7 protein-coding genes are annotated in these 24,083 nt (G+C 63.9%); 2 read left to right on the top strand and 5 right to left on the bottom strand.

Annotation, left to right across the window (positions count from 1 at the left end):
* Positions 1 to 173: 173 nt before the first annotated feature.
* Positions 174 to 1,460, bottom strand: a complete 1,287-nt coding sequence (locus CLV85_RS02185) for an adenylosuccinate synthase (protein WP_100387972.1) — start codon at positions 1,458 to 1,460, stop codon at positions 174 to 176.
* Between the two features lie 169 nt (positions 1,461 to 1,629).
* On the opposite strand from CLV85_RS02185, the gene CLV85_RS02180 reads away from it, so the two are divergent.
* Entirely contained in the window at positions 1,630 to 2,736 is a 1,107-nt protein-coding gene (locus tag CLV85_RS02180) for a M4 family metallopeptidase (protein WP_100387971.1), read from the top strand.
* 109 nt (positions 2,737 to 2,845) lie between these two features.
* Positions 2,846 to 3,289 (top strand): protealysin inhibitor emfourin, encoded by a 444-nt coding sequence (locus tag CLV85_RS13465; protein WP_205030309.1) that lies wholly within the window; start codon positions 2,846 to 2,848, stop codon positions 3,287 to 3,289.
* Here CLV85_RS13465 and CLV85_RS02170 read toward each other — a convergent pair.
* The 4 genes from CLV85_RS02170 to CLV85_RS02155 form a co-directional block, all read right to left on the bottom strand.
* Positions 3,286 to 4,533 carry an NAD(P)/FAD-dependent oxidoreductase gene (locus tag CLV85_RS02170; protein ID WP_100387970.1) on the bottom strand — a complete coding sequence of 416 codons (1,248 nt, stop codon included), beginning with the start codon at positions 4,531 to 4,533 and terminating at the stop codon, positions 3,286 to 3,288. The two genes, CLV85_RS13465 and CLV85_RS02170, sit on opposite strands and share 4 nt — an antisense overlap.
* A gap of 6 nt (positions 4,534 to 4,539) precedes the next feature.
* Complete coding sequence (locus tag CLV85_RS02165) at positions 4,540 to 5,178, bottom strand: TrmH family RNA methyltransferase (protein WP_100387969.1); 639 nt, start codon at positions 5,176 to 5,178, stop codon at positions 4,540 to 4,542.
* 90 nt (positions 5,179 to 5,268) lie between these two features.
* Complete coding sequence (locus CLV85_RS02160) at positions 5,269 to 5,721, bottom strand: hypothetical protein (protein WP_100387968.1); 453 nt, start codon at positions 5,719 to 5,721, stop codon at positions 5,269 to 5,271.
* Positions 5,718 to 23,888, bottom strand: a complete 18,171-nt coding sequence (locus tag CLV85_RS02155; protein WP_211283031.1) for a DUF7507 domain-containing protein — start codon at positions 23,886 to 23,888, stop codon at positions 5,718 to 5,720. The genes CLV85_RS02160 and CLV85_RS02155 overlap by 4 nt, the downstream gene beginning before the upstream one ends.
* Between the last annotated feature and the right edge of the window lie 195 nt (positions 23,889 to 24,083).

Raw genomic sequence — 24,083 nt, 5'->3', positions numbered from 1 at the left:
CCACCGATTTCGGCCGTTCAGTCCAGCAATCCCCAATTGGCTACCCCGCCCAGCGCCGCACGGCACGGCACGGCACCCCGCGGCACGTCTCACAAAGCCCGCCAACGCAGAAGCGGCACGCCCCAGATCTTTCCGGTGCGTGCCGCTTGGCTGCGAGCTAACTGCTGAAGTGCTTAGTCGACGAGGTCGTGACGAACGATGATTTCGTCGCGGCCGGGGCCGACACCGATTGCCGACATGCGGGCGCCGCTCATCTTTTCGATGGCGAGCACGTAGTCTTGCGCATTTTTGGGCAGGTCGTCGAAGGTGCGAGCGCCGGTGATGTCTTCATCCCAGCCGGGGAACTCTTCGTAGATCGGCACCGCGTGGTGGAAGTCGGACTGCGATACCGGCATTTCGTCGAAACGCACGCCGTCAACGTCGTAGGCGACGCAGACGGGGATGGTCTTGAGGCCGGTGAGCACGTCGAGCTTGGTGAGCACGAAGTCGGTGACACCGTTGACGCGCGCCGTGTAGCGAGCGATGGGGGCGTCGTACCAACCACAGCGACGCGGGCGCCCGGTGGTGGTTCCGAACTCGAAACCGTTGGAGCGCAAGAACTCGCCCGACTCATCGTGCAGTTCGGTCGGGAACGGGCCAGCACCCACACGCGTTGTGTAGGCCTTGACGATTCCGATGATGCGCTCGAGGCGGTTAGGGGCAACGCCCGAACCGGTCGCCGCGCCACCGGAGGTGGAGTTGGAGGACGTGACGAACGGGTACGTACCGTGGTCGACATCCAGCATCGTGGCCTGGCCACCCTCGAAGAGCACAACTTCGCCCTTGTCGAGTGCCTGGTTCAGCAGCAGCCCGGTGTCGGCGACCATGGGGCGCAGACGGTCGGCGTAGCTGAGCAGCTCGGTGACGATCTCTTCAACCTCGATTGCGCGACGGTTGTAGACCTTCACGAGCAGGTGGTTCTTCTGGTCAAGAGCGCCCTCGACCTTTTGACGAAGAATGTTCTCGTCAAAGAGGTCTTGAACTCGGATGCCAACGCGGTTGATCTTGTCGGCATACGCCGGACCAATTCCACGACCGGTCGTACCAATCTGGCGCTTGCCGAGGAAGCGTTCCGTCACCTTGTCGAGGGTGCGGTGGTAGTTGGTGATGATGTGCGCGTTGGCGCTGATCAGCAGCTTGGAGACGTCGACGCCACGGGCGATCAGAGCATCCAGTTCTTCAAAGAGAACTTCGACGTCGATAACGACACCGTTGGAGATGATCGGGGTGACACCTTCAGTGAGGATGCCCGACGGCAGAAGGTGAAGAGCGTACTTTTCATCACCGATCACGACCGTGTGACCGGCGTTGTTGCCACCGTTGAACTTGACGACATAGTCGATGCGGCTACCGAGGAGGTCGGTTGCTTTTCCCTTGCCCTCGTCGCCCCATTGGGCGCCGATGATGACGATTGCTGGCATGGTGGATCCCTTCGAAGAAGTGGGGGGATTACACCTCAGTCTACCCGAGAGCGGAGTTTTGCTTGTCGTAGCGATTTCTTGCGTGGCGCGCGTTGCTGGGGACTCCGTGAGAATCGTGAGCCATCGTCGCCAAGGTCAGTGGTCCGTGTCAGCATGAAGCATGTTCCGGATGCCGAACTCCCCCGTTTCCCCCACCAAATCGCCCCGCGCCCTGTGCGCGATTGTGCCCCCGTTTTTGCTGTCGCGAATCGCGACGCTTGACGACCCTCGTTTTGAGCGAGCCGCTCATGCCGCGCGACGCTCGTTGACCGATATCGGCCACGATCACCTCGATCATGGCCGCCACGAGCACACGCTCCCGCCGCGGTCGCTGCGCCCGGATCAGACGGCCGTCGCACGCGGCACCATCAGCCGGGCCATCTCGGATGCTCAGACCGGCGAGATCCTTCCCGGCGTTCTGGTGCGGTCAGAGGGCGAGCCCGAGACGGGCGACGTCTCAGTCTCGGAGGCGTACGACGGCCTCGGCCATACCTTCGCGCTGTTCTGGGAAGTGTTCGAGCGCGACTCGATCGACGATCGCTCCTCGCCGCTCGAGGCAACCGTGCACTTTGGCCGGGATTACGACAACGCCTTTTGGGATGGCAGCCGCATGGTCTTCGGCGACGGTGACGGTGAGATCTTCACCGGCTTCACTCGCTCGCTCAGCGTTATCGGGCACGAGCTTGCGCACGGAGTTACTGAGTTCACCGCCGGGCTTGTGTACCGCGGGCAGAGCGGCGCGCTCAACGAGCACGTCTCCGACGTTTTCGGCGCTCTCGTCGAGCAGTACGCCTGGGGCCAGACCGCAGGCGAAGCATCGTGGCTCGTGGGCGAGGGCATTTTCACCGACGAGGTCGAAGGCAATGCGCTGCGCTCCCTGCGCGCTCCGGGTACCGCCTATGACGACGACGTGCTCGGCAAAGACCCGCAGCCGGCGCACTGGGATGACTTCATCGTGACGCAAGAAGACAACGGTGGCGTGCACCTCAACTCGGGCATCCCCAACCGCGCCTTCTGGAGCGCTGCCGATACCCTCGGCGGCTTTGCATGGGAGCGTGCCGGTCAGATCTGGTTCGACACCCTCACCAATGGCTCGCTCACGCCCCGCAGCGATTTCTCGGAATTCGCTGCGGCCACCATCGCGGCGGCGGTGGCGCGCTTCGGCGACGGGTCGGAAGAACAGCGCGCGGTCGAGGCGGGCTGGGCACTCGTCGGAGTAGTGCCGACCACCAACTGAACCGCTGCGCACTAAGCGCCCGCGGGTTCAGCGCTGTTAGCTCCCCCGCCTTTCGCATCCGGTGGCTCGCGCCCTGTTCGCCCTCACGGCAACGGGATAGCATGCACGTGTGAAGGTACAGGTGTGGCGAAGCGGTGGCCTCCTCGGTCGACGCGTGGAGTGGGCTGTCGTTGTTGACGAGCAGCCCGACCCCGACCAGTGGTACGTGCTCATTGCCGAGATCCCGTGGAACGAGCATCCGGCCGAAAGCACGATGCCCGACCGCTACACCTACGAAATCCACTGCGAACCGCACGAAGCCGTCGTTCCCGAGCAGCAGCTCGTGGGACCGTGGCGAGAGCTGGTTGATCGCGTGCGGGAAGCAGATTCGAGCCCGCGACGCCCGCAGCCCGAGTCGCAGCCCGCACCGGAATGCGACGCTGAAGCTTCACCCGCGACAGAGACCGAAGACAGTTCTGACGCGCAGCATGAGACCGACCCGCTCGGCGGCACGGACGAGCCGCACGAGCCCGACCCGCTCGGCGGTGCGGACGAGCCCGACGGCGAACGCTAGCGCAGCGGGTCGAACGCCTCGAGCAGTGGGTGCTTTTCGCCACCGGTGATCGAGTCGGCAAGGATCCGCCCCGTGAGCGGACCAAGGGTGACTCCCCACATGCCGTGACCGCCAGCAACGTGAACGCGCGGCGAGCGCGTGCCACCGACGAGTGGCAAGCCGTCGGGAGTGCAGGGGCGCGAGCCGACCCACTCTTCTTCGCGGGCATCCCAGTCGACCCCGTCGAACATGGGGCTGGCCGCGTTGACGATGGTTTGGATGCGACGAGAGTCGGCGGGCGCATCGGCCGACCGAAATTCCATCATGCCTCCCACGCGCAGGCGATCCCCGAGGGGCGTGCAGGCTACGCGCTGAGCGGGCAGGTAGATCGGGTGCGTCGGAATCACGGGCGGCTTCACACTGAAGCTGTAACCTCGGCCCGACTGCACGACCTGGCGCACACCGAACTGGCGGGCGAGGTCGCCGAGCCAGGTTCCGGTAGCAATAACAACTTCGTTGCTGAGCACGGCGCTCTGGCCTTCGACATCAACGGCTACGCCGGCAGCACCGAGGTCACGGATGCCGGTCGCTTTCGCACCCTCCACGATCGTGGCGCCGCGAGCGCGCACGGATGCCGCCAGCACTTGCATGAACGAGGGCGGGTTGATGAAGCGCTGGCCATCCACGCGCAGCCCATGCGTCACGATCTTCGAGACGCTCGGCTCGAACTCTCGCAGCTCGTCGCCGGTGATCTTCTCGAAGCTCACGTGTCCGCCACCGGCAGCAACCTCATCGAATTCGTGGGTGATGATCTGGCGGTCGGCGTCGCTCGTGAAGGCGGCCAGGAAGGGCTCGGCGTGCTTGAGCGCGGCGGAGACTCCCCCGTCTTCCATGCGGTCGAAGGATTCGAGGCTCCACTTGTTGATCTCGGCAAAGGTGACCATGTTGCGGCGCCACATCTTGGGCGTCGAGTGACGCGCGAAACCGGCGAGGAAGCGCAGCAGCGTCGAGTTGGCGGCGACGGGCACGTACACCGGCGAGGTGGGGTCGATGACGGCTTTGATGCCGACCTTGAAGATCGAGGGCTCGGGCAGCGGAAGCGTCAGTGCGGGAGCAACCCAGCCAGCGTTACCGAGCGAAGCACCGGCAGCAACACCCGAGCGGTCGAGAACCGTGACTTCTACGCCACGCTCCTGCAAAAACCAGGCTGTGCACAGCCCTACGATTCCGGCGCCAATAATGGTGACTTTCGCGGGCTGTGTCATGGTTCCCTACTTCGTGAAGCTGACGTGCTGGGTAATCCAGTTATGCATCGCTACGGCAGCCGCGGCTGACGCATTGATGGATCGGGTTGAACCGAACTGGCTGATCTCCACGACATCCGTGGCAGCGTCGATTGCTTCGGGAGAGAGCCCGGGGCCCTCTTGGCCGAACAGCAGCACGCAGCGCTGGGGGATGTCAAAAGTTTCGATGATGACGCTGCCGGGCACGTTGTCGATCGCAATGATCGGCAGGTCGTTGGCTTCAGTCCACTCGACGAAGGCCGCGACATCCGGATGATGCAGCACGTGCTGGTAACGGTCAGTGACCATGGCGCCGCGTTTGTTCCAGCGCCGACGCCCAATGATGTGCACGGTGTCGGCACCGAAGGCGTTGGCGCTGCGCACGATGGAACCGATGTTCATGTCGTGCTGCCAGTTCTCGATGGCCACGTGGAATGGATGCCGCGTCACGTCGAGATCGGCAACGATCGCTTCCATGTTCCAGTAGCGATACCGGTCAATAACATTGCGGGTATCGCCGCGTTCGAGCAGCACGGGATCGTAGTGGGGTTCGGTGGGCCATTCGCCCTGCCACGGCCCCACCCCGTTGGTCGACAGCTCGACGCTGGGGTTCGGTTCAGTCACCATTCCACGATAGTCGTCGGCGGCCCCGCCTGAGTACCGCCTCGGAGCGGCACCACAGGCTGGAGCACTGCCATTCGGGGCGACCCCGCGCGACTAGCCTTCGTAGCGCTCGACGCGCAGCACGCAGGTGAGCTCGTCTTCAGCGACAGGAATAACGGTCTCCCAGTCGGTGGTGTCTCCCGGCTCGGTCGCAGCGACATCCACCTGAGTAAGAGCGCGAGTGTCGTTGGCGCCGTTGAGCAGTGAGACGTAGATGCGGTACGTGGCGCTGGCATCGGTCGAGTTCGTCACGACACCCGACACGGTCCATTCGTCGCCCGTGCGCTCGCACTCGTTGACGGTGGAGTCAGCGAGAGCACCCTGCAGGTTCTCACCGGTGCCGGGAGCATCCGTAATGTCGGTCACGCCCGGAGTCTGCTCAGCCGAGCTCGACGTCTCTTCGGGGTCGGGCTGACCGTCGGTGCCATCATTCGTGCAACCCGCAAGCGTCAGCGCGAGGATCGCAAAAGGTACTGCGGTAGCGGTCAGTCGTGTGCGGAGCTTCATGATTCTTCCTGTCGTTGTCTTCTGCGTGCGAGCAGGATCAGAGCGAGGCCGGCGAGCAGTGTGCCCAACCCGGTTGCGAGTGTTCCTCGGGGATCCGACCCAGTGTAAGAGAGAGCCTTGGTAGGTAGCTGCAAAGTTGTCTGTGCAGCTGCCACCACGGGGTCTCCCGAGTTGATTTCGGTGCTGGTGACCGTTGCCGTTTCGTACAGCGTCGTTCCCGCGTCGCTTTCACGGATGACGTAGGTCGCCGTTGCCGTAATCGACTCACCAGGAGCGAGAACGCCGACCGCGCCGGGCCACGCACCGTAGTTCATGGGCGAGAGACCGGAGCGCGGATCGGCAATCGAGACGTTCGTCAACGGCAGCGTTCCCGTGTTGGTTGCCACATACGTGAAGATCACGACATCGCCGGGGAAGCCCTGCTGGCCCGCACCGAGCACACCCGAGATCGTCAGCGCAATGTTCGGCACATTCGGAATCGGGAGAACGTCGGTTGCCTCTTCCGGCGCGATGGGGCCCGAGGGCGCGTTCGCGTCGACCGTGGCCACGTTCGTGGTCTGTTCGACATCCACGTCACCCTGAGTGATCACGTAGGTCGCCGTTGCCGTGACTGACTCACCCGGAGCCAACTCGCCAGGAGTACCCGGCCAGTTGTAGGTGAGCGCGGATACGCCCGGCTTGGGGTCGGTGATTACGACGCCGGTGAGCGTGACGTTACCGGTGTTGACGACCTCGATGACGTAGTTCACGGTTGCACCCTGCTGGGCGAAGGTCGCGAACGAACTCGTCTTCGTGATGGTCATCGACGGGTTTTCGACAATCGGCGTTGAGCCGGTGGCCGTGTCCGTCACCACAGCGCCCACGACCGGCGTTCCCGCCGTGGAAGCATCGGAGCTGATCGAACCAGCATCCACGTCATCCTGAGTGAGCACGTACGTTGCGGTTGCCGTGGCCGACTGGCCCGGAGCGAGAACGCCCGGAGTGCCCGGCCAGGTGATCGTCAGCGTGCTGAGATCGATCTGGTCGTCGGCGATCGTGACACCGTTCAGCGTGACATCACCGGTGTTGGTGACCTCGAAGCTGTACTCCACGGTGTCTCCCGCGTTGCCGGTCGCGCCAGCGGCGAGCACCTGAGTCTTCGTGATCTCAATGTCAGGCGAGCCTGCCGCGGTCGGAACAACGACGGTGTTCGACGTGTTGAGGATGTCGTCGCCCGCCGGATTCGTCGAAGTCACGTTTGCAGTATTGGACGCCGAACCGGCATCGAACTCAGCCTGCGTGACCTGGTAGCTCGCGGTTGCCGTAACCGACTCCCCCGGAGCCAATACGCCGACTGCTGCGGGCCAAGCGCCGTACACGACTGCTGTCGTTCCGACCTTGGGGTCAGCAACAGTGACACCGCTCAGTGTGGTTTCGCCCGTATTCTCGACGGTGAAGGTGTAATCGATCCACGAACCCACGACGACGGGGTTCACGGCGTCGCGCGGTTCGCCCGCCTTAGCGATGTCAATGCTCGACAGCGCCTCGATGAGCGGAACCACGGTGACCGCAGAATCAGCATCAACGGCGGTTGCGGCGGGAGAGTTACCCTCGCCGGTCGCGACGTTGCGTACTTCACCAGCGTCGACATCCGCCTGATCAACAAGACGGGTCGCCGTGACCGTGACACTTTCGCCCGGGGCGAGAACGCCCGGAGCGGCCGGGTCTGGCCAGGTGTAGACGAAGCCGGTGAGGCCGGGGATCGTGTTCGAGAGCGTCACACCATCGAGCGTGACGTTTCCGTCATTCGTGATCGTGAACGTGTAGTCCATGCCGTCGCCGAGCACACCCGTTGCTCCCGCAGCGAGAGCCGCGGTGTGGGAAGTGACGATGGATGGCGCGGCCTCCACGGTCGGGTTGAGCACAGTGTTCGAGACACCGGTCACTTCGGTACCGTCTGGCGCCGTTCCGATCGCCGTCGCCGTGTTCTCCACGGTGCCGCTATCGACATCGGCTTGCGTCACGGTGTACACGACGGAACCGACGGCCTGCTCGTTCGGGCCGAGAATACCGGTGGCCGAGGGGAACGTGAGGTCAGAGGGAACGACGTCGATCAGCGGGTCAATAACTCCTACGAGGCGCAGGGTCACGTTTCCGGTGTTCTTCACGATGAAGCTGTAGGTGATTTCAGAACCGACTTCACCCGAACCCGAAGTCATCACGCCTGACTTCTCAGCGGTAATGCTGGGGTCAGCCACCGCTGTGAGCTCGCGGTCAACGTTCGACGTCGCCGTGACAGGGTCGCCGCCGGGCGTGACGCCACGAACGGATGCGGTGTTGTCGACGTAACCGCGGTCGACGTCATCCTGTTCGAGAACGTAGGTCGCGCTCGCCGTCGCCGACTCACCCGGAGCCAGCACGCCACTGTTGGCGGGCCACGCGATCGAGTTGATCGAGACGTTGTCGATGCTGTCGGTGATGGTCACCGTGCGCAGCGTGACGTTTCCGATGTTGGTAACCACGATCGTGTAATCGATGGTGTCGCCAGGACCGTTCTCGCCCGCAACAGCCAGCTCGCTCGACTTCGTCGCCTGCAGCAGGCCGTCAGCCGCAAGAGTGACGGTCGCCGGAGCAGTGGCGGTTGCCGCAGCGCCCACCGGAGGAGTTCCCTCACCGGTGACAACGCTCGACACAGCACCCGAGTCGATATCGGCCTGCGTCAGCGTTTGCACGCGCACTGCCGTGACGGTGTCGCCAGGAGCGAGAACGCCCGGAGCTGCAGGGTTAGGCCAGGTGTAGTCTCCCGCCGGCAGCGAACCGAGGAAGTCGCTCAGCTCAACGCCGGAGAGCGTCACGTTACTCGTGCTCGTGAAGCTGTAGTTCCAGGTGACGGTGTCGCCTTCCACAGCCGGGCCCGGGTTCGTCAAGGCACCAACGTTGGTCACCGAAACGACAACGCTCGGAGCCTCAGTGGGCACCTCAACCGTGTTCGAGGTGGCTGCGATGGCGTCGCCGCGCACCGGAACCGCTGTGGTACTCGCCGTGTTCTCGACGAAACCACGGTCAACATCCGACTGACGGATGTCGTAGGTAGCCGTTGCGGTTACCGTCTCGTTCGGAGCGAGAGTTTCTACTGCGGTCGGCCACTGCACGTCAGGCGTGCTCATTCCGGGCAGCGGATCGGTGACAACGATCGAACCGATCGTGACGTTACCGGTGTTGCGAACCTCGAATTCGAAGTCCACGGTGTCGCCAACGCCGTTCTCGCCCGTCAGAGCGATCTCGCCCGACTTCACAATCGTCATGCTCGGCTGCGGCTGAACCGTGTACACGATGACCTCGTTGGTGGTCGCCGGAACGTCATCACTGTTCGGATCGGTAGCACCAACATCCGCAATGTTCGAGATGTAGCCAAGGTCAACGTCGGCCTGCGTGAGCTGGACCGATGCTTCACCGATGACGGTTTCGCCGGGCAACAGAACGCCGGGCTGCGCGGGGTTCGGCCACGTGATGACGGGAACGCTCAGTCCAGGAAGCGGATCGCGCAGTTCGCCGTCGATGAGCGTGACGTTGCCCGTGTTGGTTGCTTCGAGACGGTAGTCGACCCAGTCGCCAACCTGCCCGATTCCACCGGCACGCAGTTCGCCCCACTTTGTGGCTTCGAGTTCGCCGTTTGCGGCGATTGGGACAGCGGCGGGCGCAGTCTCGGTGAACGCGGTGCCTGATGGCGGCGTCGCGCTACCGGTGACGATGTTCGCGACGGAGCCGGAGTCAATGTCATCCTGAGTCAACTCGTAGGTAGCCGTGGCGGTGACGACGGCACCGGGTGTAAGCGTTCCGGCTGTAGCGGTGGGCCACGAGTAGACGAGTGCAGACAGGCCAGGAAGCGGGTCAGCCAGCGAGACTGCTGTCAGTGTCTGGTTACCGTTGTTCGTGAGCGAGAACTCGTACTCCACGAGGTCACCCTCGAAGCCGGCAGCACCGGGTGTGAGGGCACCGCTCTTGGTGACGAGGATGTCGGGCGCAGCCGCATCCGTCGGCGTCGATTCAAGAGCCGTGTTGCTCGCAACGGCAGCGTCGGTCGGAGAGGTGCCATTGGCCACGGCAGTGTTGTCAACCTTGCCCGCGTCAACATCGGCCTGAGTGATCGCGTAGGTCGCCGTTGCCGTTGCCGTCTCGCCGGGGGCGAGAACACCGTTGGCGCCTGGCCAGTTGACCACAGGAGAACTGAGGCCGGGCAGGGGGTCGGCAATCACGATCTCGTCGACCGTGACGTTTCCGGTGTTCTCCACCTCGAATGTGTAGGTGACGATGTCGTTCACACCAGCGCTCGCGCCCGTGCTCGATGACTTCGTCAACAGCAGCGAAGCAGCGGCCGGAGCAACAGTCGTCTCGGTAACTGTCGTGCTCACCGTGATCGTGTCTCCGATGGGCGGCTTTCCGCTGGCCGTCGCCACGTTCGATACAGTGCCGCGGTCGACGTCATCCTGAGTGATCGTGTAGTTGGCCGTAGCCGTAACCGTCTCACCTGGTTGCAGCTCTCCGGGCGTTCCCGGCCATGAGAAGACTGGGCTGCTGACGCCGACGAGCGCATCAACCAGATCCACGAGAGTCAAGGTGACGTTTCCGGAGTTCGTGATGCCGAAGTCGTAATCGATCGTGTCGCCCGCGTTGCCGGCACCGTCGACGGTGCCGGCCTTGGTGACATCCATGCTGGCCTGCGAGGCGAGCACGACCGCGGCTGTTGCGGGGTCGCTGACGGCGTCGCCGCGCGGAGGCGTTCCCGAACCAACAGCATCGTTCTCTACGGTTCCCGCATCGATCTGCGCCTGCGTCAATGTGGATGTTGCCGTTGCGGTGACCGATTCGCCCACCTCGAGCGTGCCGTCGGCGCCGGGCCACGTGTAGGTCAGAGCCGAGATGTCCGCGAGGGAATCAACGATCTCTACACCCGTGAGCGTGACGTTGCCGGTGTTGCTCAGCTCAAACGACCAGTTGACGGTGTCGCCCTCATCGGCGCGAGCCGGGTCGGCGAGTACACCGCTCTTAGTGAGTTCCACCTCGGCACGAATCGTTTCGGTCGGAACAGTGTTCGCTTCAGAGTCATCCGTGACATCGGTGCCGTTGGGGTCAACGCCATCAGCGGTCGCGATGTTCAGAACGGCGCCAGCATCCACGTCGTCCTGTGTGATTTCGTAGTCGGCCGTCGCCGTGGCGATCTCACCGGGAGCGAGCACACCGGGGGTCGCCGGGGTGGGCCACGTGATCGTGATCGCCGAGAGGTTCGGAAGCGGATCCGTCAGCGTGACTGAGTCCAGCGTGACGTTACCCGAGTTGAGAATCTCGAACGAGTAGTCGATCGTGTCGCCGAGGTCGGCCGTGCCCTGAGGCGCGCCCGACTTGGTCACGGTGATGTTCGGAGCAGGCAGAACGGTCGGAACGATGACCTCGTTGGAGGTCTCGACCACGAGAACGCCCTTTGGAGTCTCGGCAGACATATCTGCAATGTTCGAGATGAAGCCGCGGTCAACGTCTTCCTGCGTCAGCTCGTAGGTTGCGACGCCGACGACCGACTGGCCGACCGGGATCTCGCCAGGCTTGGCGGGGTCTGGCCACGTAATGACCGGAACAGACAATCCAGGCAGCGGGTCGAGCAACTGGCCGTCGTAGAGCGTGACGTTTCCGTCGTTGGTCACGGTGAGGGTGTACTCAATCGTGTCTCCGACAGCGCCGACGCCGCCGTTGAGGATGACGCCCTCCTTGAACGGAGTGAGTACCGGAGCAGGAGTGATGGTCACCGTTTCAGCAGCGGTGTCATCCACCGTGGTCGCCGTAGGAGTGGTTCCCTCGGCCGTCACTATGTTGTCGACCTTGCCGGCATCCACGTCAGCCTGCGTGAGCTCGTAGGTCGCAACCGCGGTCGCGCTTTCGCCCGGGGCGAGCGTTCCATCAGTAGCGGTCGGCCACGAGTAGGTTAGAGCGCTGAGACCCGTGAGCGGGTCGGAGAGTTCGACATCGGTGAGCGTGACGTTACCGGTGTTGCGCACAGTGAACGAGTACTCGACGATGTCGCCGGCGAAGCCGGTAGCACCCGCCTCGAGTTCACCGTCCTTAGTGGTCTCGATCGCGGCAGCAGCAGTGACAGTTGGCACATCAATGGGGCCAACCGAATCATCGACGGCACCGAGTGGTGACGTGGCGTCGACATCCGCCGAGTTGCTCACGTATCCGAGGTCAATGTCGTCCTGCGTGATCGCGTACCACGCGGTAGCCGTGGCCACCTCAGCGGGAGCAAGCTCGCCGTCAGCACCGGGCCACGAGTACACAATGGTCGACAGTCCCACCAGCGGGTCGTCGATCGCGACACCCGTGAGGGTCGTGTTGCCGGTGTTTTCTAGCGTGAACTCGTACTGCACGAGATCGCCCAGAGCCGCGCCATCCGGCGTAGTTCCGACCTTGTCGATCGTGGCCGAAGCCGTGCGTGCGATCGTGGGGTTCACCGCAGGGTCAGAGAACTCGAGGTACTCGGTGCCATCGGGCAGTGATCCCACGGCTTCAGCAGTGTTCGTTACTGAACCCGCGTCGACATCTTCCTGAGTAATCGTGTAATTCGCTGTAGCCGTCGCCGTCTCGCCCGGAGCAAGCACGCGGTCGACGCCGGGCCAAGTGATGACCGGCGAGCTAACACCGGGCATCGAGTCGATGAGAACGACACCGGTGAGGGTGACGTTTCCGGAGTTGGTGATGCTGAAGCTGTAGTCAACGACGTCGCCAACTTCGCCTAACTGGGCTCCCAAGTCGCCCGACTTCGTGATGGTGAAGTTCGGTGTTGCCGTCAGAGGAAGAGTCGCGGAGGCCGGCTGGGTAACAGCAGATCCCGTCGGCGGAACGCCCATGGCGTTGACGCTGTTCGCGAGCGAACCAGCATCGATGTCGCTCTGAAGCAGCGTGTAGGTTGCGGTTGCCGTAACGTCATCACCCGGGTTCAGAAGCCCCTCGGTCGCGGTAGGCCAGGCACCGAAGGTTACTCCGGTGAGACCCGGCAACTGGTCGATCAGATCGACCGATGTCAGCGAAACGTTTCCGTCGTTGGTCACGGTGAAGCTGAATTCCACGGTGTCGCCCGCGACGCCCGTAGCGCCGGTCGCGAGTGCCGCGCTCTTTGTCGCGCTGAGCGAGGGATCAGCCTCGACGATCTCGGTGACGACCTCGGGTGAGGAGCCAGTAACCGGAGTGCTTTGCGCACCGGTTCCGCTGGCGTTCGCCGTGTTGACGACCTCTCCCGCGTTCACGTCATCCTGAGTGATTTCGTACGTTGCCGTGGCGGTGACGCTGTCACCGGGGGCGAGCGTCTGGGTGGTGTTCGCGACATCCCAGTTGACCGTGAGGCCGGTGAGACCGGGCAGTGGGTCCGCAAGGGTGATGGCGTCGATCGTGACATTTCCATCATTCGTAATCGTGAAGGAGTACGCGATTTCGTCACCGAGCTCGCCGTCATCAGCGACAACGGCAGTCTTGTCGACGGTCAGGATCGGAGCGGGCCGTACCGTCGGGATGACGACGGTGTTGGTGGTCGCCGGAACAACGGCATCGTTCGGTGTGAGGGCCTGAACTTCTGCCGTGTTCTCGATGTACCCGAGGTCGACGTCGGCCTGGGTGAGCGTGTACTCCGCGGTTCCGGTGACGGACTCGCCGACGCCGAGAACGCCGGGCTGAGCCGGGTCTGGCCAGACGATGTTGGGGTCACTAATGCCGGGAAGTGGATCAAGAAGCTGGCCGTCGTGCACCGTGACGTTACCGGTGTTGGTGGCGGTAACGGAGTAGTCGATGATGTCGCCGACTTCGCCGATTCCCCCCGCACGCAGTTCGCCCGTCTTGATCGCGCTCAGGCTTGCGTCGGGTTCAACAACCACTGTCGCGGCGACTTCGGTGCCATCAACGTCAACGGCGTTGGGGTCGACACCGGATGGTGTGGCCAAGTTCACGACAGAGCCGGAGTCCACGTCGCTCTGCTTGAGCTCGTAGGTCGCTACCGCCGTTGCGGTCTCGCCCGGAGCCAAGACGCCGTCGGTCGCGGTGGGCCAGGTGTACGTGATGGCCGAGAGATCGGTGAGCGGGTCAGCCAACGTCACGCCAGTGAGTGTGACGTTTCCGTCGTTTGTGATCGTGAAGGAGAACTCGATGAGGTCTCCCGCTTCACCCTCAGAGCCGGATTCCAGCGCGCCGGTCTTGGTCGCCGAAATAGCAGCGGCCTGAGTGACGAGAGGGGTGACTGCGGCGGGCGAGTCATCCGTAACGGCAGCGCCGTCGCGAGCGGACTCGGCGTCACCGGTCGCGATGTTGCTGACCGACCCAGCATCGACATCCGCCTGAGTGATTGTGTAGTTCGCCGTGGCCGATACAGACTCGCCAGGAGCAAGTTCGCCATCGACGCCAGAGACCCATTCGCCGTACACGAGAGCGCTGAGCCCCGCGAGCGAGTCGGTGATCGCAGCATCCGTCAGCGTGACGTTTCCGTCATTCAGCAGGGTGATCGTGTAGCTGATCGTGTCGCCGACAACGCCGGTGCCGTTGAGCACTGCGGCCTTAGTTGTGACGAGAACGGGAGCCGTTGCATCGGTCGTGACGGTGACGATGTTGGAGTCTTCGTCGAGGATCACTCCCGCGGGCGTCGAAGCGAGCACGCTTGAGTCGTTGTCGACGAAACCGCGGTCGATGTCGGCTTGCGTGAGCACGTACGTGGCAGTTGCGGTCAGCACATCGTTCGGGCCGAGCGAGCCGGCGGCGTTGCCGTCCCAGTCGTCGTAGCTGATCGCCGAAACACCATCGAGGGGATCAATGATGCTGATCGAGCTCAGCGTGACGTTACCGGTGTTAGTGACGGTGAACGTGAAGCTCACGGTGTCGCCGAGCCCGCGGTCTGCGGGCGAGGCGTCTTCAGACTTGACGATGGTGATTCCAGCGTCGGGAGCCAAAGGCACGGTCGCCGCGGTGGTCGCGTTTGCGACCGCACCACGAGACGGAGTACCGGATGCGGTCACGGTGTTCACGACGGAACCCGCGTCGACATCCGCCTGCGTTACGACATAGTCGTCGGCGGTTGCGAGCACGCTATCGCCGGGGTCGAGCTGACCCGAGACACCGCTGGGGAAGGCACCGAAGACGGGCGTGACTCCAGCAAGGGCATCGTTGAGGGTCACGCCACTGAGCGTGACGTTTCCGGTGTTGGTAACCGTGAAGCTCCAGTCGATCAGGTCGCCAGCATCTTGCGCGGCGGTACCTGTCTTCGTGACCGAGATACCAGGGGCAGCAGGCTCGGTCGGAGTTGTCACCGAAGAGACCGGGCTTTCGACCGTTGCGGGAGTGCCCCCGGTGGTGTCGCCGACAGCCTTCGCGGTGTTCGTCACCGAACCGGCGTCAACATCCGCCTGGGTGATCGTGTAGTTCGCCGTTGCCGTCGCGGACTCACCGGGATCAAGCGATGTAGCCGACAACGTTGGCGTTGCAGCGCCCAGTAGCGGGTCGTTGAGAACGAGGTTCTCAATCGTCACGTTTCCGGTGTTCTCCACAAGGAAGGAGTACGTAATGGTGGTGCCTTCAGCGGCCGGGCTCGGCACAACGCTGGCAGTCTTCGTTGTCCTGAGCTCGGGACGCTGATCACCGGTCTTCACCACGACGGGGCCGGAGCTTGCATTCACCTCGGGGCCACCACCAGGAGTCTGGGCGGTCACGCTGGCGGTGTTCGTTACTTCACCGGCGTTGAGGTCGTCGAGATCGATCGAGTACGTCGCCGTCGCCGTCGCCGTTTGACCCGGCGCGAGCTCGTTGGGAGTACCCGGCCACACGAACGTTGGAGCGCTCAGCCCGGGCAGGTTGTCGATGAGCGTAACGACGGTGAGCGTCTGGTTACCCGTGTTGCGAATCGTCATCGTGTACGTGATGACGTCGCCCTCTTCACCCGTTCCGCCGACGGACGCTACCTTGCTCACCGTGATGCCGGGGGCAGGAGCGATCGAGACCGTCTCCGAGTCCGTTTCGGTGAACGGCGTACCCGACGGCGGCGTGGCCGTGAGGGTTGCGGCATTGCTGACAGAGCCAGCATCCACATCGGACTGCTTCACCGTGTAGTTGGCGGTTGCCGTGACGGTTTGACCCGGGGTGAGCACGCCCGTGGCGCCCGGCCACGTGTACGTGATCGCACCAAGGTCGGCCAGGGGGTCGCTGACAACAACTCCCGTGAGCGTGACGTTTCCGGTGTTCTTCGTCGTGAAGGTGTAGGTAATCACGTCGCCCGCGGCTCCAACAGAACCGGGAGCAAGCGCCCCAGACTTCGCGAAGGTGGCCACAGGGTTGGCGGCAACCGTCGGAGTGATGACGTCATCCGAGGGGTCGGTGATGACGCCGGCGGAGGGCGACGTGCCCTGACCTGTTGCTGTGTTCGCGACGGAACCCGTATTCACGTCGGATTGCTTGATCGTGTACTTCGCGGTGGCGACCACCTGCGTGTTGGGCTGTAGCGTTCCGGTGACTCCACCGGGCCACGCACCGTAGGTGAGCGTGCTGAGGCCAGAGAGCGGGTCACTTGCCGACACCGACGTGAGGGTTGTGTTTCCCGTGTTGCGCACGGTGATCGTGTACGTGATGACATCGCCAACGGCGCCGGTTCCGGCAACGCTGGAAGTCTTAGTGGTGAGGATGCCCGGAACGCGCGTTGCGGTCGGAGTAGCTACCGCAGCAGACGATGCCGTGGTGTTCGGGCCAGCGGGCGGCTTGCCCGAAACAGACGCCGTGTTGTTGACAACGCCAGCGTTCTGGTCGGCCTGACGGATCACATAGTCAGCCGTTGCCGTGATGGTCTGGCCCGGGGCGAGACGGCCTACAGTGCCGCTGGCCCAGGTGCCGTAGGTGAGTGCGCTGAGACCGGGGCGCGGGTCGGCGATGATCACGTTGGTCAGCGTGACGTTACCGGTGTTCTGGGCCGTGAAGGTGTAGCGGATGGTGTCGCCCACAACGCCAGTGCCGGGAGAAACGATGGCCGCGGTCTTGTCGAGCGTGATGGTGGAGTTCGATGCAAGGGGAAGGGTTGCCGGAGCAGTGGCCGTTGCGGGTGAACCACGCGGCGGTGTACCCGAACCATTGGCGGTGTTCGAGACAGCACCAGCGTCAATATCGGCCTGCGTCAAAACGTACGTTGCGGTAGCGGAAACGCTCTGGCCTGGAGCCAAGGTTCCTGCCGTCGAGGGCCACGTGCCGTAGGTGACGGCGGAGACGCCGGGAAGGGAATCAGTGACCGACACCGAGGTGAGCGTCACATTGCCCGAGTTCGTGAGCGTCAGGCTCCACGTCACAACGTCGCCAGCAACACCCTGCGCGCCCGGCGCGAGAGCGCCCGACTTGGTCACACCGATCTTCGGTGCAGACGCGATCGTCGGCGTGACGAGCTGCGGCGACGGAGCAGTGACGACAGCACCGGTCGGAGGCGTTCCCGTGGCCGTCGCAATGTTCTTGACGGAACCGGCGTCGACATCCGCCTGCGTGATTGTGTACGTGGCGGTTCCGGTGACGGTGCCGTTGGGGTTGAGCTGGCCGCTCACGCCACCCGACCACACGTAAGTGGGCGTGGAGAGTCCGGAAAGCGGGTCGGCGAGAGTGACGCTCGTGAGCGTGACGTTACCGGTGTTTTTGGCGGTGAACGTGTACGTGATCGTGTCGCCGATTACACCGGTTCCGGTGCCACCCACCACAGCGCTCTTGGTGGTGACGAGCGCGGGCGAGGCCGCGACCGTCGGCACTACGGCCTCCGGCGACGTGGCAGTAGCAACGGGGCCCGACGGCGGGGTTCCGGATGCCGTAGCCGTGTTCTTCACAGAGCCAGCGTTCACGTCGGACTGCTTGATTGTGTACGTCGCCGTCGCGGTTACCTGCGCGTTGGGAGCGAGAACTCCGGTCGTGCCACCCGGCCAGGTGCCGAAGGTGACAGCCGAGAGGTCCGCGAGAGAGTCAGTGATGCCGACGCTCGAGAGCGTGACGTTACCGGTGTTCTTGACGACGAACGAGAAGGTGACGGTGTCGCCGACCTTGTTCGCGCCCGCAGCGACTGCACCGGTCTTAGAGACGGTGAGCTTGGCGGTCGAGACGAGCGGAACCGTGGCGCTACTGGTCTTCGGAGTTGCGGCGCCGCCGCTCACACCCGTTCCCGTTGCGGTCGCGGTGTTCGCGATCGAACCCGCGTCGACATCCGTCTGCTTCACCGTGTAGGTAGCGGTGGCCGTCACTTGGCTGTTCGGTGCCAAGGTTCCGGTGGTGCCCGACGGCCAGGTGCCGTAGGTAATCGCAGAAAGACCCGAGAGCGGGTCGGTGACCGCAGCACCCGTGATCGTGACGTTGCCGGTGTTGCGGATGACGAAGCTGTACGTGACGACCTCGCCAGCAACCGACGTGGAACCAGCCGGCAGCGTGCCCGACTTCACGAGCGACAGAGTGGGGGCCGGTGCGACCGTAGTCGTGACCACGGGGTTGGAGTCATCGTCAACGGGAGTCGCGCCCGGAGCTGTTCCCGCTGCCGATGCGGTGTTGGCGATCGAGCCCGCATCAACATCCGACTGCCTCACGGTGTAACTCGCAAGAGCGGTTGCCGTCTGGCCGGGAGCGAGCGTGCCCGCAACGCCGGGCCACGTGATGACCGGTGTTGCAAGACCCGCGAGCGAGTCGGTCAGGGTGACGCCGGTAATGGTCTGGTTTCCCGTGTTCGCGATCGCGATCGAGTACGTGATCGAGTCGCCAACTTTGGCACCCGAAGTCACGTTGGCCGACTTCGTGGTGGTGAGCTGAGGCGCACCAGTGATCGTGGGCACGTTGGCGGTCGACGGCGCAGAGGTCGCGGTTGCGTTTGTCGGAGTCTTACCCGAGACGGTCGCCGTGTTCGATACCGAACCAGCGTTGACGTCAGCCTGCTTCACCGTATAGGTGGCCGTTGCTGTCGCTGTCTCGCCCGGAGCAATGCGCCCGGCAGTCGCGGTGGGCCAGGTGTAGACGGGTGCCGAAAGCCCCACGAGCGAGTCCGCAATGGCGACCCCCGTCATCGTGACGTTTCCGGGGTTCGTGATCGTGAACGAGAAGGTCATCGTGCTGCCGACTCCGCCGGTGCCCGAAGTAACGGCACCCGTCTTCGCCACGGCGAGAGCGCCGTTCGCGGCGACAGCAACGGTGGCCGGGTCAGTGGCCGAGACAGCAGCTCCGGTGGGAGGTGTACCGCGCGTCGTTGCCGTGTTGGCTACCGAGCCAGCATCAACATCCGACTGCTTCAAAATATAGGTTGCCGTGGCAGTGACCTGCGTGTTCGGCAGCAGGCGGCCTGCGGTTCCGCTGGGCCACGTACCGAACGTGACAGCGGAGAGGCCGGGCAGCGGGTCGGTGATGCCGACGCTCGTGAGCGTGACGTTACCCGTGTTGCGCACGACGAAGGTGTAGTTAACGGTGTCGCCCGCGATTCCCGTGGCACCGGCGGCGAGAGCGCCATCCTTAGCGAGAGAGATCGTGCGCACGGCGGCGATCGTGGGGGTCGTCACCTGCGGCGAGGGGTCAGTCACAGCGGTTCCACCGAAGGTGCCCGTGGAGGTTGCCGTGTTTTTGACCGAGCCAGCATCGACATCGGACTGCACGATTGTGTAGGTCGCCGTGGCGGTGACCTGCGCGTTGGGCGCCAGCGTTCCTGCGACTCCGCCAGGCCACGTGCCGTAGGTCAGAGCCGAAAGCCCGGTGAGCGGATCAGCGATCGAGACGCCCGTGAGCGTGACGTTACCGGTGTTCTTGGCGATGAACGTGTACGTGATGACGTCGCCCACAGCGCCGGTTCCTGCAACGCTTGCGGACTTTTGCGTGTCGATCGCGGGAGCCGAGGCCACTGTCGGAACGACTGCCTGCGGCGACGTCGCCGAGACGGTTCCGCCCGAGGGCGTGCTGCCGGATGCCGTAGCCGTGTTCTTAACAGAACCAGCGTTAACGTCTGCCTGCTTGATCTCGTAGGTCGCGGTTGCGGTGACCTGAGTGTTGGGGGCAAGCGTGCCTGCCGTGCCGCTTGGCCAGGTTCCGAAGGTGACGGCGGAGAGGCCCACAAGGCTGTCGGTGATGCCGACGCTCGTGGCGGTGATGTTACCGGTGTTGCGCACGACGAAGGAGAACGTGATGGTGTCTCCGACAGAGCCGTTACCGGTCGTGATCGCCCCCGACTTGGAGACGGTGAGCGCGGGGCCCGCCGTGATCGGAACCGTGGCGGGGCTGACGCTGGTGACGGCGGCACCGGTGGGCGGGGTGCCTGAACCGGTTGCCGTGTTCGATACCGAGCCGGCATCCACGTCACTCTGCTTGAGCGTGTAAGTGGCGGTAGCGGTAACCGACTGGCCGGGCGCGAGCGTTCCGGCGGCGCCGGAGGGCCACGTGCCGTAGGTGAGTGCCGAGAGATCAGGAAGCGTGTCGGTTGCCGACACCGAGGTCAGGGTGACGTTGCCCGAGTTAGTGAGCTTGATCGAGAAGTTCACGGTGTCGCCAGCGCGGCCGGTCGAACCGGCAGCGAGCGCACCCGATTTGAGCGTGGTGATGACGGGGTTCGCGGCCACTGTCGGAACGGTGACCTCGTCCGAGGGGTCAGTCACGGTAGTGCCGCCGTGGGTTCCGCTACCGGTTGCCGTGTTCTTGACCGAGCCGGCATTCACATCAGACTGCTTGATCGTGTAGTTCGCTACGGCGGTGACGGCCTGGCCTGGCGCGAGCACGCCCGTGGCGCCCGGCCACGTGTAGGTGAGCGCCGAGAGTCCAGTCAGCGGGTCAGCGATGGTCACACCCGAGAGCGTGACGTTTCCGTCGTTCTTCGCGCTGAACGAGTAGGTGATGACGTCGCCGACCTTGCCGGTCGCACCGCCGGCGATGACGGCCGACTTTGTGGTGGTGATCACCCGGGTCGGTGTGACCGTGGGCACAACAGACTCGGCTGAAGGCTGGGTCACCGTGGCGCCGGTCGGAGTCTTTGCCGTAGCGGTTGCCGTGTTCTTGACCGAGCCGGCATCCACATCAGACTGCTTGACCGTGTACGTCGCGGTTCCGGTGGCCGTCTGCCCTGGTGTGAGAACTCCGGATGCACCGGGCCACGTTACCGAGATGGGGCTCAGGCCCGAGAGCGGGTCAGCCAGAACGACCTGGCTGAGGGTGACGTTTCCGTCGTTCTTCACGCTGAAGGTGTACGTGACGACCGACCCGACAGCGCCGGATCCCGTGGTGTAAGCACCCGTTTTGGTGACGATCATCTTGGCATCGGCCGTGATCGGAACGGTCGCGGGCGTCGTGCGCGTCACGTCAGCTCCGGTCGGAGGGGTGCCCTTTGCGGTCGCGCTGTTCACAACAGCACCGGCGTCGACATCCGATTGCTTCACTGTGTACGTTGCCGTGGCGGTAACGGACTGGCCGGGAGCAAGGGTGCCGACGGTGCCGGGCCACGTGCCGTACGTGATGGCCGAGAGTCCCGAGAGCGGGTCGGTGATGCCCGCATTCGTGAGGGTCACGTTGCCTGAGTTGGTCAGAACGAACGAGTAGTTCACGGTACTGCCCGCGGTCGAGCCGCCCGCGAGCGCTCCCGACTTGGTCAGCGATACCGCAGGGGCGCGCGTTTGCAGCGGGACATCCACGCGAGGGGATGCCGCAGTAACGGCAGTGCCGCTGGGAGATGTTCCCGAGCTGGTGGCCGTGTTGCGCACCAGTCCGGCATCCACGTCGGACTGTTTCACGGTGTAGGTCGCGGTGGCGGTCACGGTCTGGCCCGGAGCGAGAGTTCCGGCGGTTGCCGGCCACGAGTACGTCAGTGCGGAGAGACCGACGAGCGGGTCAGCGATCGTCACGCCGGTGAGGGTGACGTTTCCGGTGTTCTTGGCGCTGAAGTTGTAGGTGACAACACTGCCGACGCCCTTGGGCTCAGCAACGGTGCCCGACTTCGTCGTGGTGAGCCCGGGAGCTGCTGGCGCTGTGGCCAAGGTCACTTCGTTGCTGAGGCCCGTGACGGCAACGTTCTTGGGGGTGCGGCCACTCGACGTGGCCTGGTTCACGATCTTGCCCGCGTTAACGTCGTCCTGCTTCACCGTGTAGGTCGCGGTTCCCGTGGCGGTTTGGCCTGGGGCAAGACGACCGGCGGTTCCTGGCCACGTGACTGCAATGGCAGACAACCCGGTGAGGGGGTCGGTCAGCGTCACCGAGGTAAGGGTGACGTTTCCAGTGTTCTTGACCGAGAACGAGTAGTTCACGGTGTCGCCGACGTTACCGACTCCAGCGCCGGCGTACGCGGCAGTCTTCTTGGTTTCGAGAACAGCATTCACCGGGATGGGGGTGGTGCGGTTGGCTGTCGCTACGGGCTTGATGCCGCCGTCAGCATCTGTACCGGTTGCGGTTGCGGTGTTCGCGATGGAACCCGCGTCCACGTCGGCCTGAGTCAGGGTGTACGTCGCCGTTCCGGTCGCCGAGGCTCCCGCAGCGAGTGCACCAGCGGTGCCCGTTGGCCAGGTGTAGGTGATCGCCGAGAGACCGGGAAGCGGGTCGGTGACGGCTACGCCGGTGAGGGGCGAGTCGCCGTTGTTCTTGATCGTGAAGGTGTAGTTGAGGGTGTCACCTGCGCGGCCCGTAGCTCCACCGGCGAGCGCGCTCGTCTTGGCGAGCGAGAGGGAGGACAGCAGTACACGCGTGGAGTCGGAGCCTGATGCGGGACTATTGCCCACGACAGTGCTTGCCGTCGCCGAGGCGGTTGAGTCATAACTGGCTGTGGTTAGCCCATTGGCGACACACGTGTAGGTATATGACTGAAGCGGAGCGAGCGTTACCCCCGTGAGAGTGCGCGCACAATCTGTTTGATCGTCGGCAACAACGATGTTCTGCAGAATACCGACGCCCGAGTTCGTCACCGTGATCGTGAAGGTCGCCGCTTCTGTTGCGGTACGTGACTGCTGGTCGAGCGTTCCGTCGTACGTCTTGGAGATATTGATTCCGGCGCTGGGCACCGAAAGGATCGCGTTTTGCAGCAGGTACGAGTCACCACTCGTGCTCATGCGGAGGTTCACCGAGGTGTCGCCAGACTGCACATTCGCCAGATCGACGGTGGCGACATCCACACTCTGGTTAGTGAACGGCCCAATGTCGGTCAGTGCTGTGTAGCGGACAGAGCCCTCTCCACGACCAATTCCGATGTTGCCCGTACTACCGGCACTGTTGGCTATCTGGGTGTAGCCGCCGTTTCCGCGCGAGTACTCGGCAATGTCGCCCTGAATGATGCGGTCGCCCTCGTAGAGCGAGAAGCCTGCGCGGGTTCCCGTCGCGATTGCGCTGAAGCCGTTGAAGGCAACCGTCAGCGGCGCCTCGGCGGCGGTCATGCGAACGTGACCTTCGTAGAAAATGATGCGGTGGGGCTGCGAGAGCGGCTGACTCGGGATGTAGATGCCGTAGTCATAAACGACCGTGAGCGTCCAGCCCGCGTAGCAACCAGCACCCTGAGGAGCCCAGAGGTCACCGGCGGATACCGTGAGCGGCGTTCCCGTGGTTGCTCCAGCGAATGCTGTTGTGACGTCGGCACTCGCACTGTAGTAAATCGATGAGGGTGTGCCGACCGGGTCTTCGAGCATCGTTGTCGGTGCCACAGTGGTGACGGGACCAAGCCCCACCTTCAACTTGGCGGGGGCAGTGCGATAGCCCGTGGGAGAACCGGCGGGCATGGTGGCGACTCCGCGAGTCGCGTTGGGAGTTGCACAGGCGTAGTCGCTAATGCCGGTGTAGGCACCGGTGTTGGCGCTCCAACTCAGGAAAGCCTTCTTGACTGAGGCGCCAGCGGGGATCGTGATGTTCGCCGAGCTCGAGTTGGTGGTGAAACCGGCTACCGTGTTCGAGTTCTCAAGGAAGAAGTTGTCGTTTGCCGTGTTGCCGTTGCCGCCGGAGGCAGAGTGCAGATCGGTACAGGTACCAATTTGGGCAGCCGTGTAGAGCGGCCGGTTACAGGAAAGAACGCCGTTACCGGCCATAAGGAAGTCACCGTTGACGGTGGTTTGGTAGCTGGGCGATGTACCTGCGTTGGTACCCCACTGCACAACGGCAGCTTCGGCCGGAGTGGCGGGCATCACGGTGAGACCGGCCAGCAGAAGACCGAAGGCGACGATTGACGCCACGCCCCGCATGAACGCGCTTCGAGCGCTACGCTGCGTGCGCTCCACGTTGATGCTGTTGTGCCGCAATTTCTCTCTCCCCCGGGTTTAAATCCCTGACTTTGCGGGTCATCGCATCGTCAATGATTTGCCCTTCGGGTGAGCGCATCTCCCTCAACCATAAACCGCAGGTCGAAGTTTTGGACAGCCTAACCACCC

The sequence above is a fragment of the Salinibacterium amurskyense genome (assembly GCF_002797685.1).
In the GTDB taxonomy this organism is placed as follows: Bacteria; Actinomycetota; Actinomycetes; order Actinomycetales; family Microbacteriaceae; genus Rhodoglobus; species Rhodoglobus amurskyensis.
This window is presented reverse-complemented; position numbering and strand designations above follow the sequence as displayed.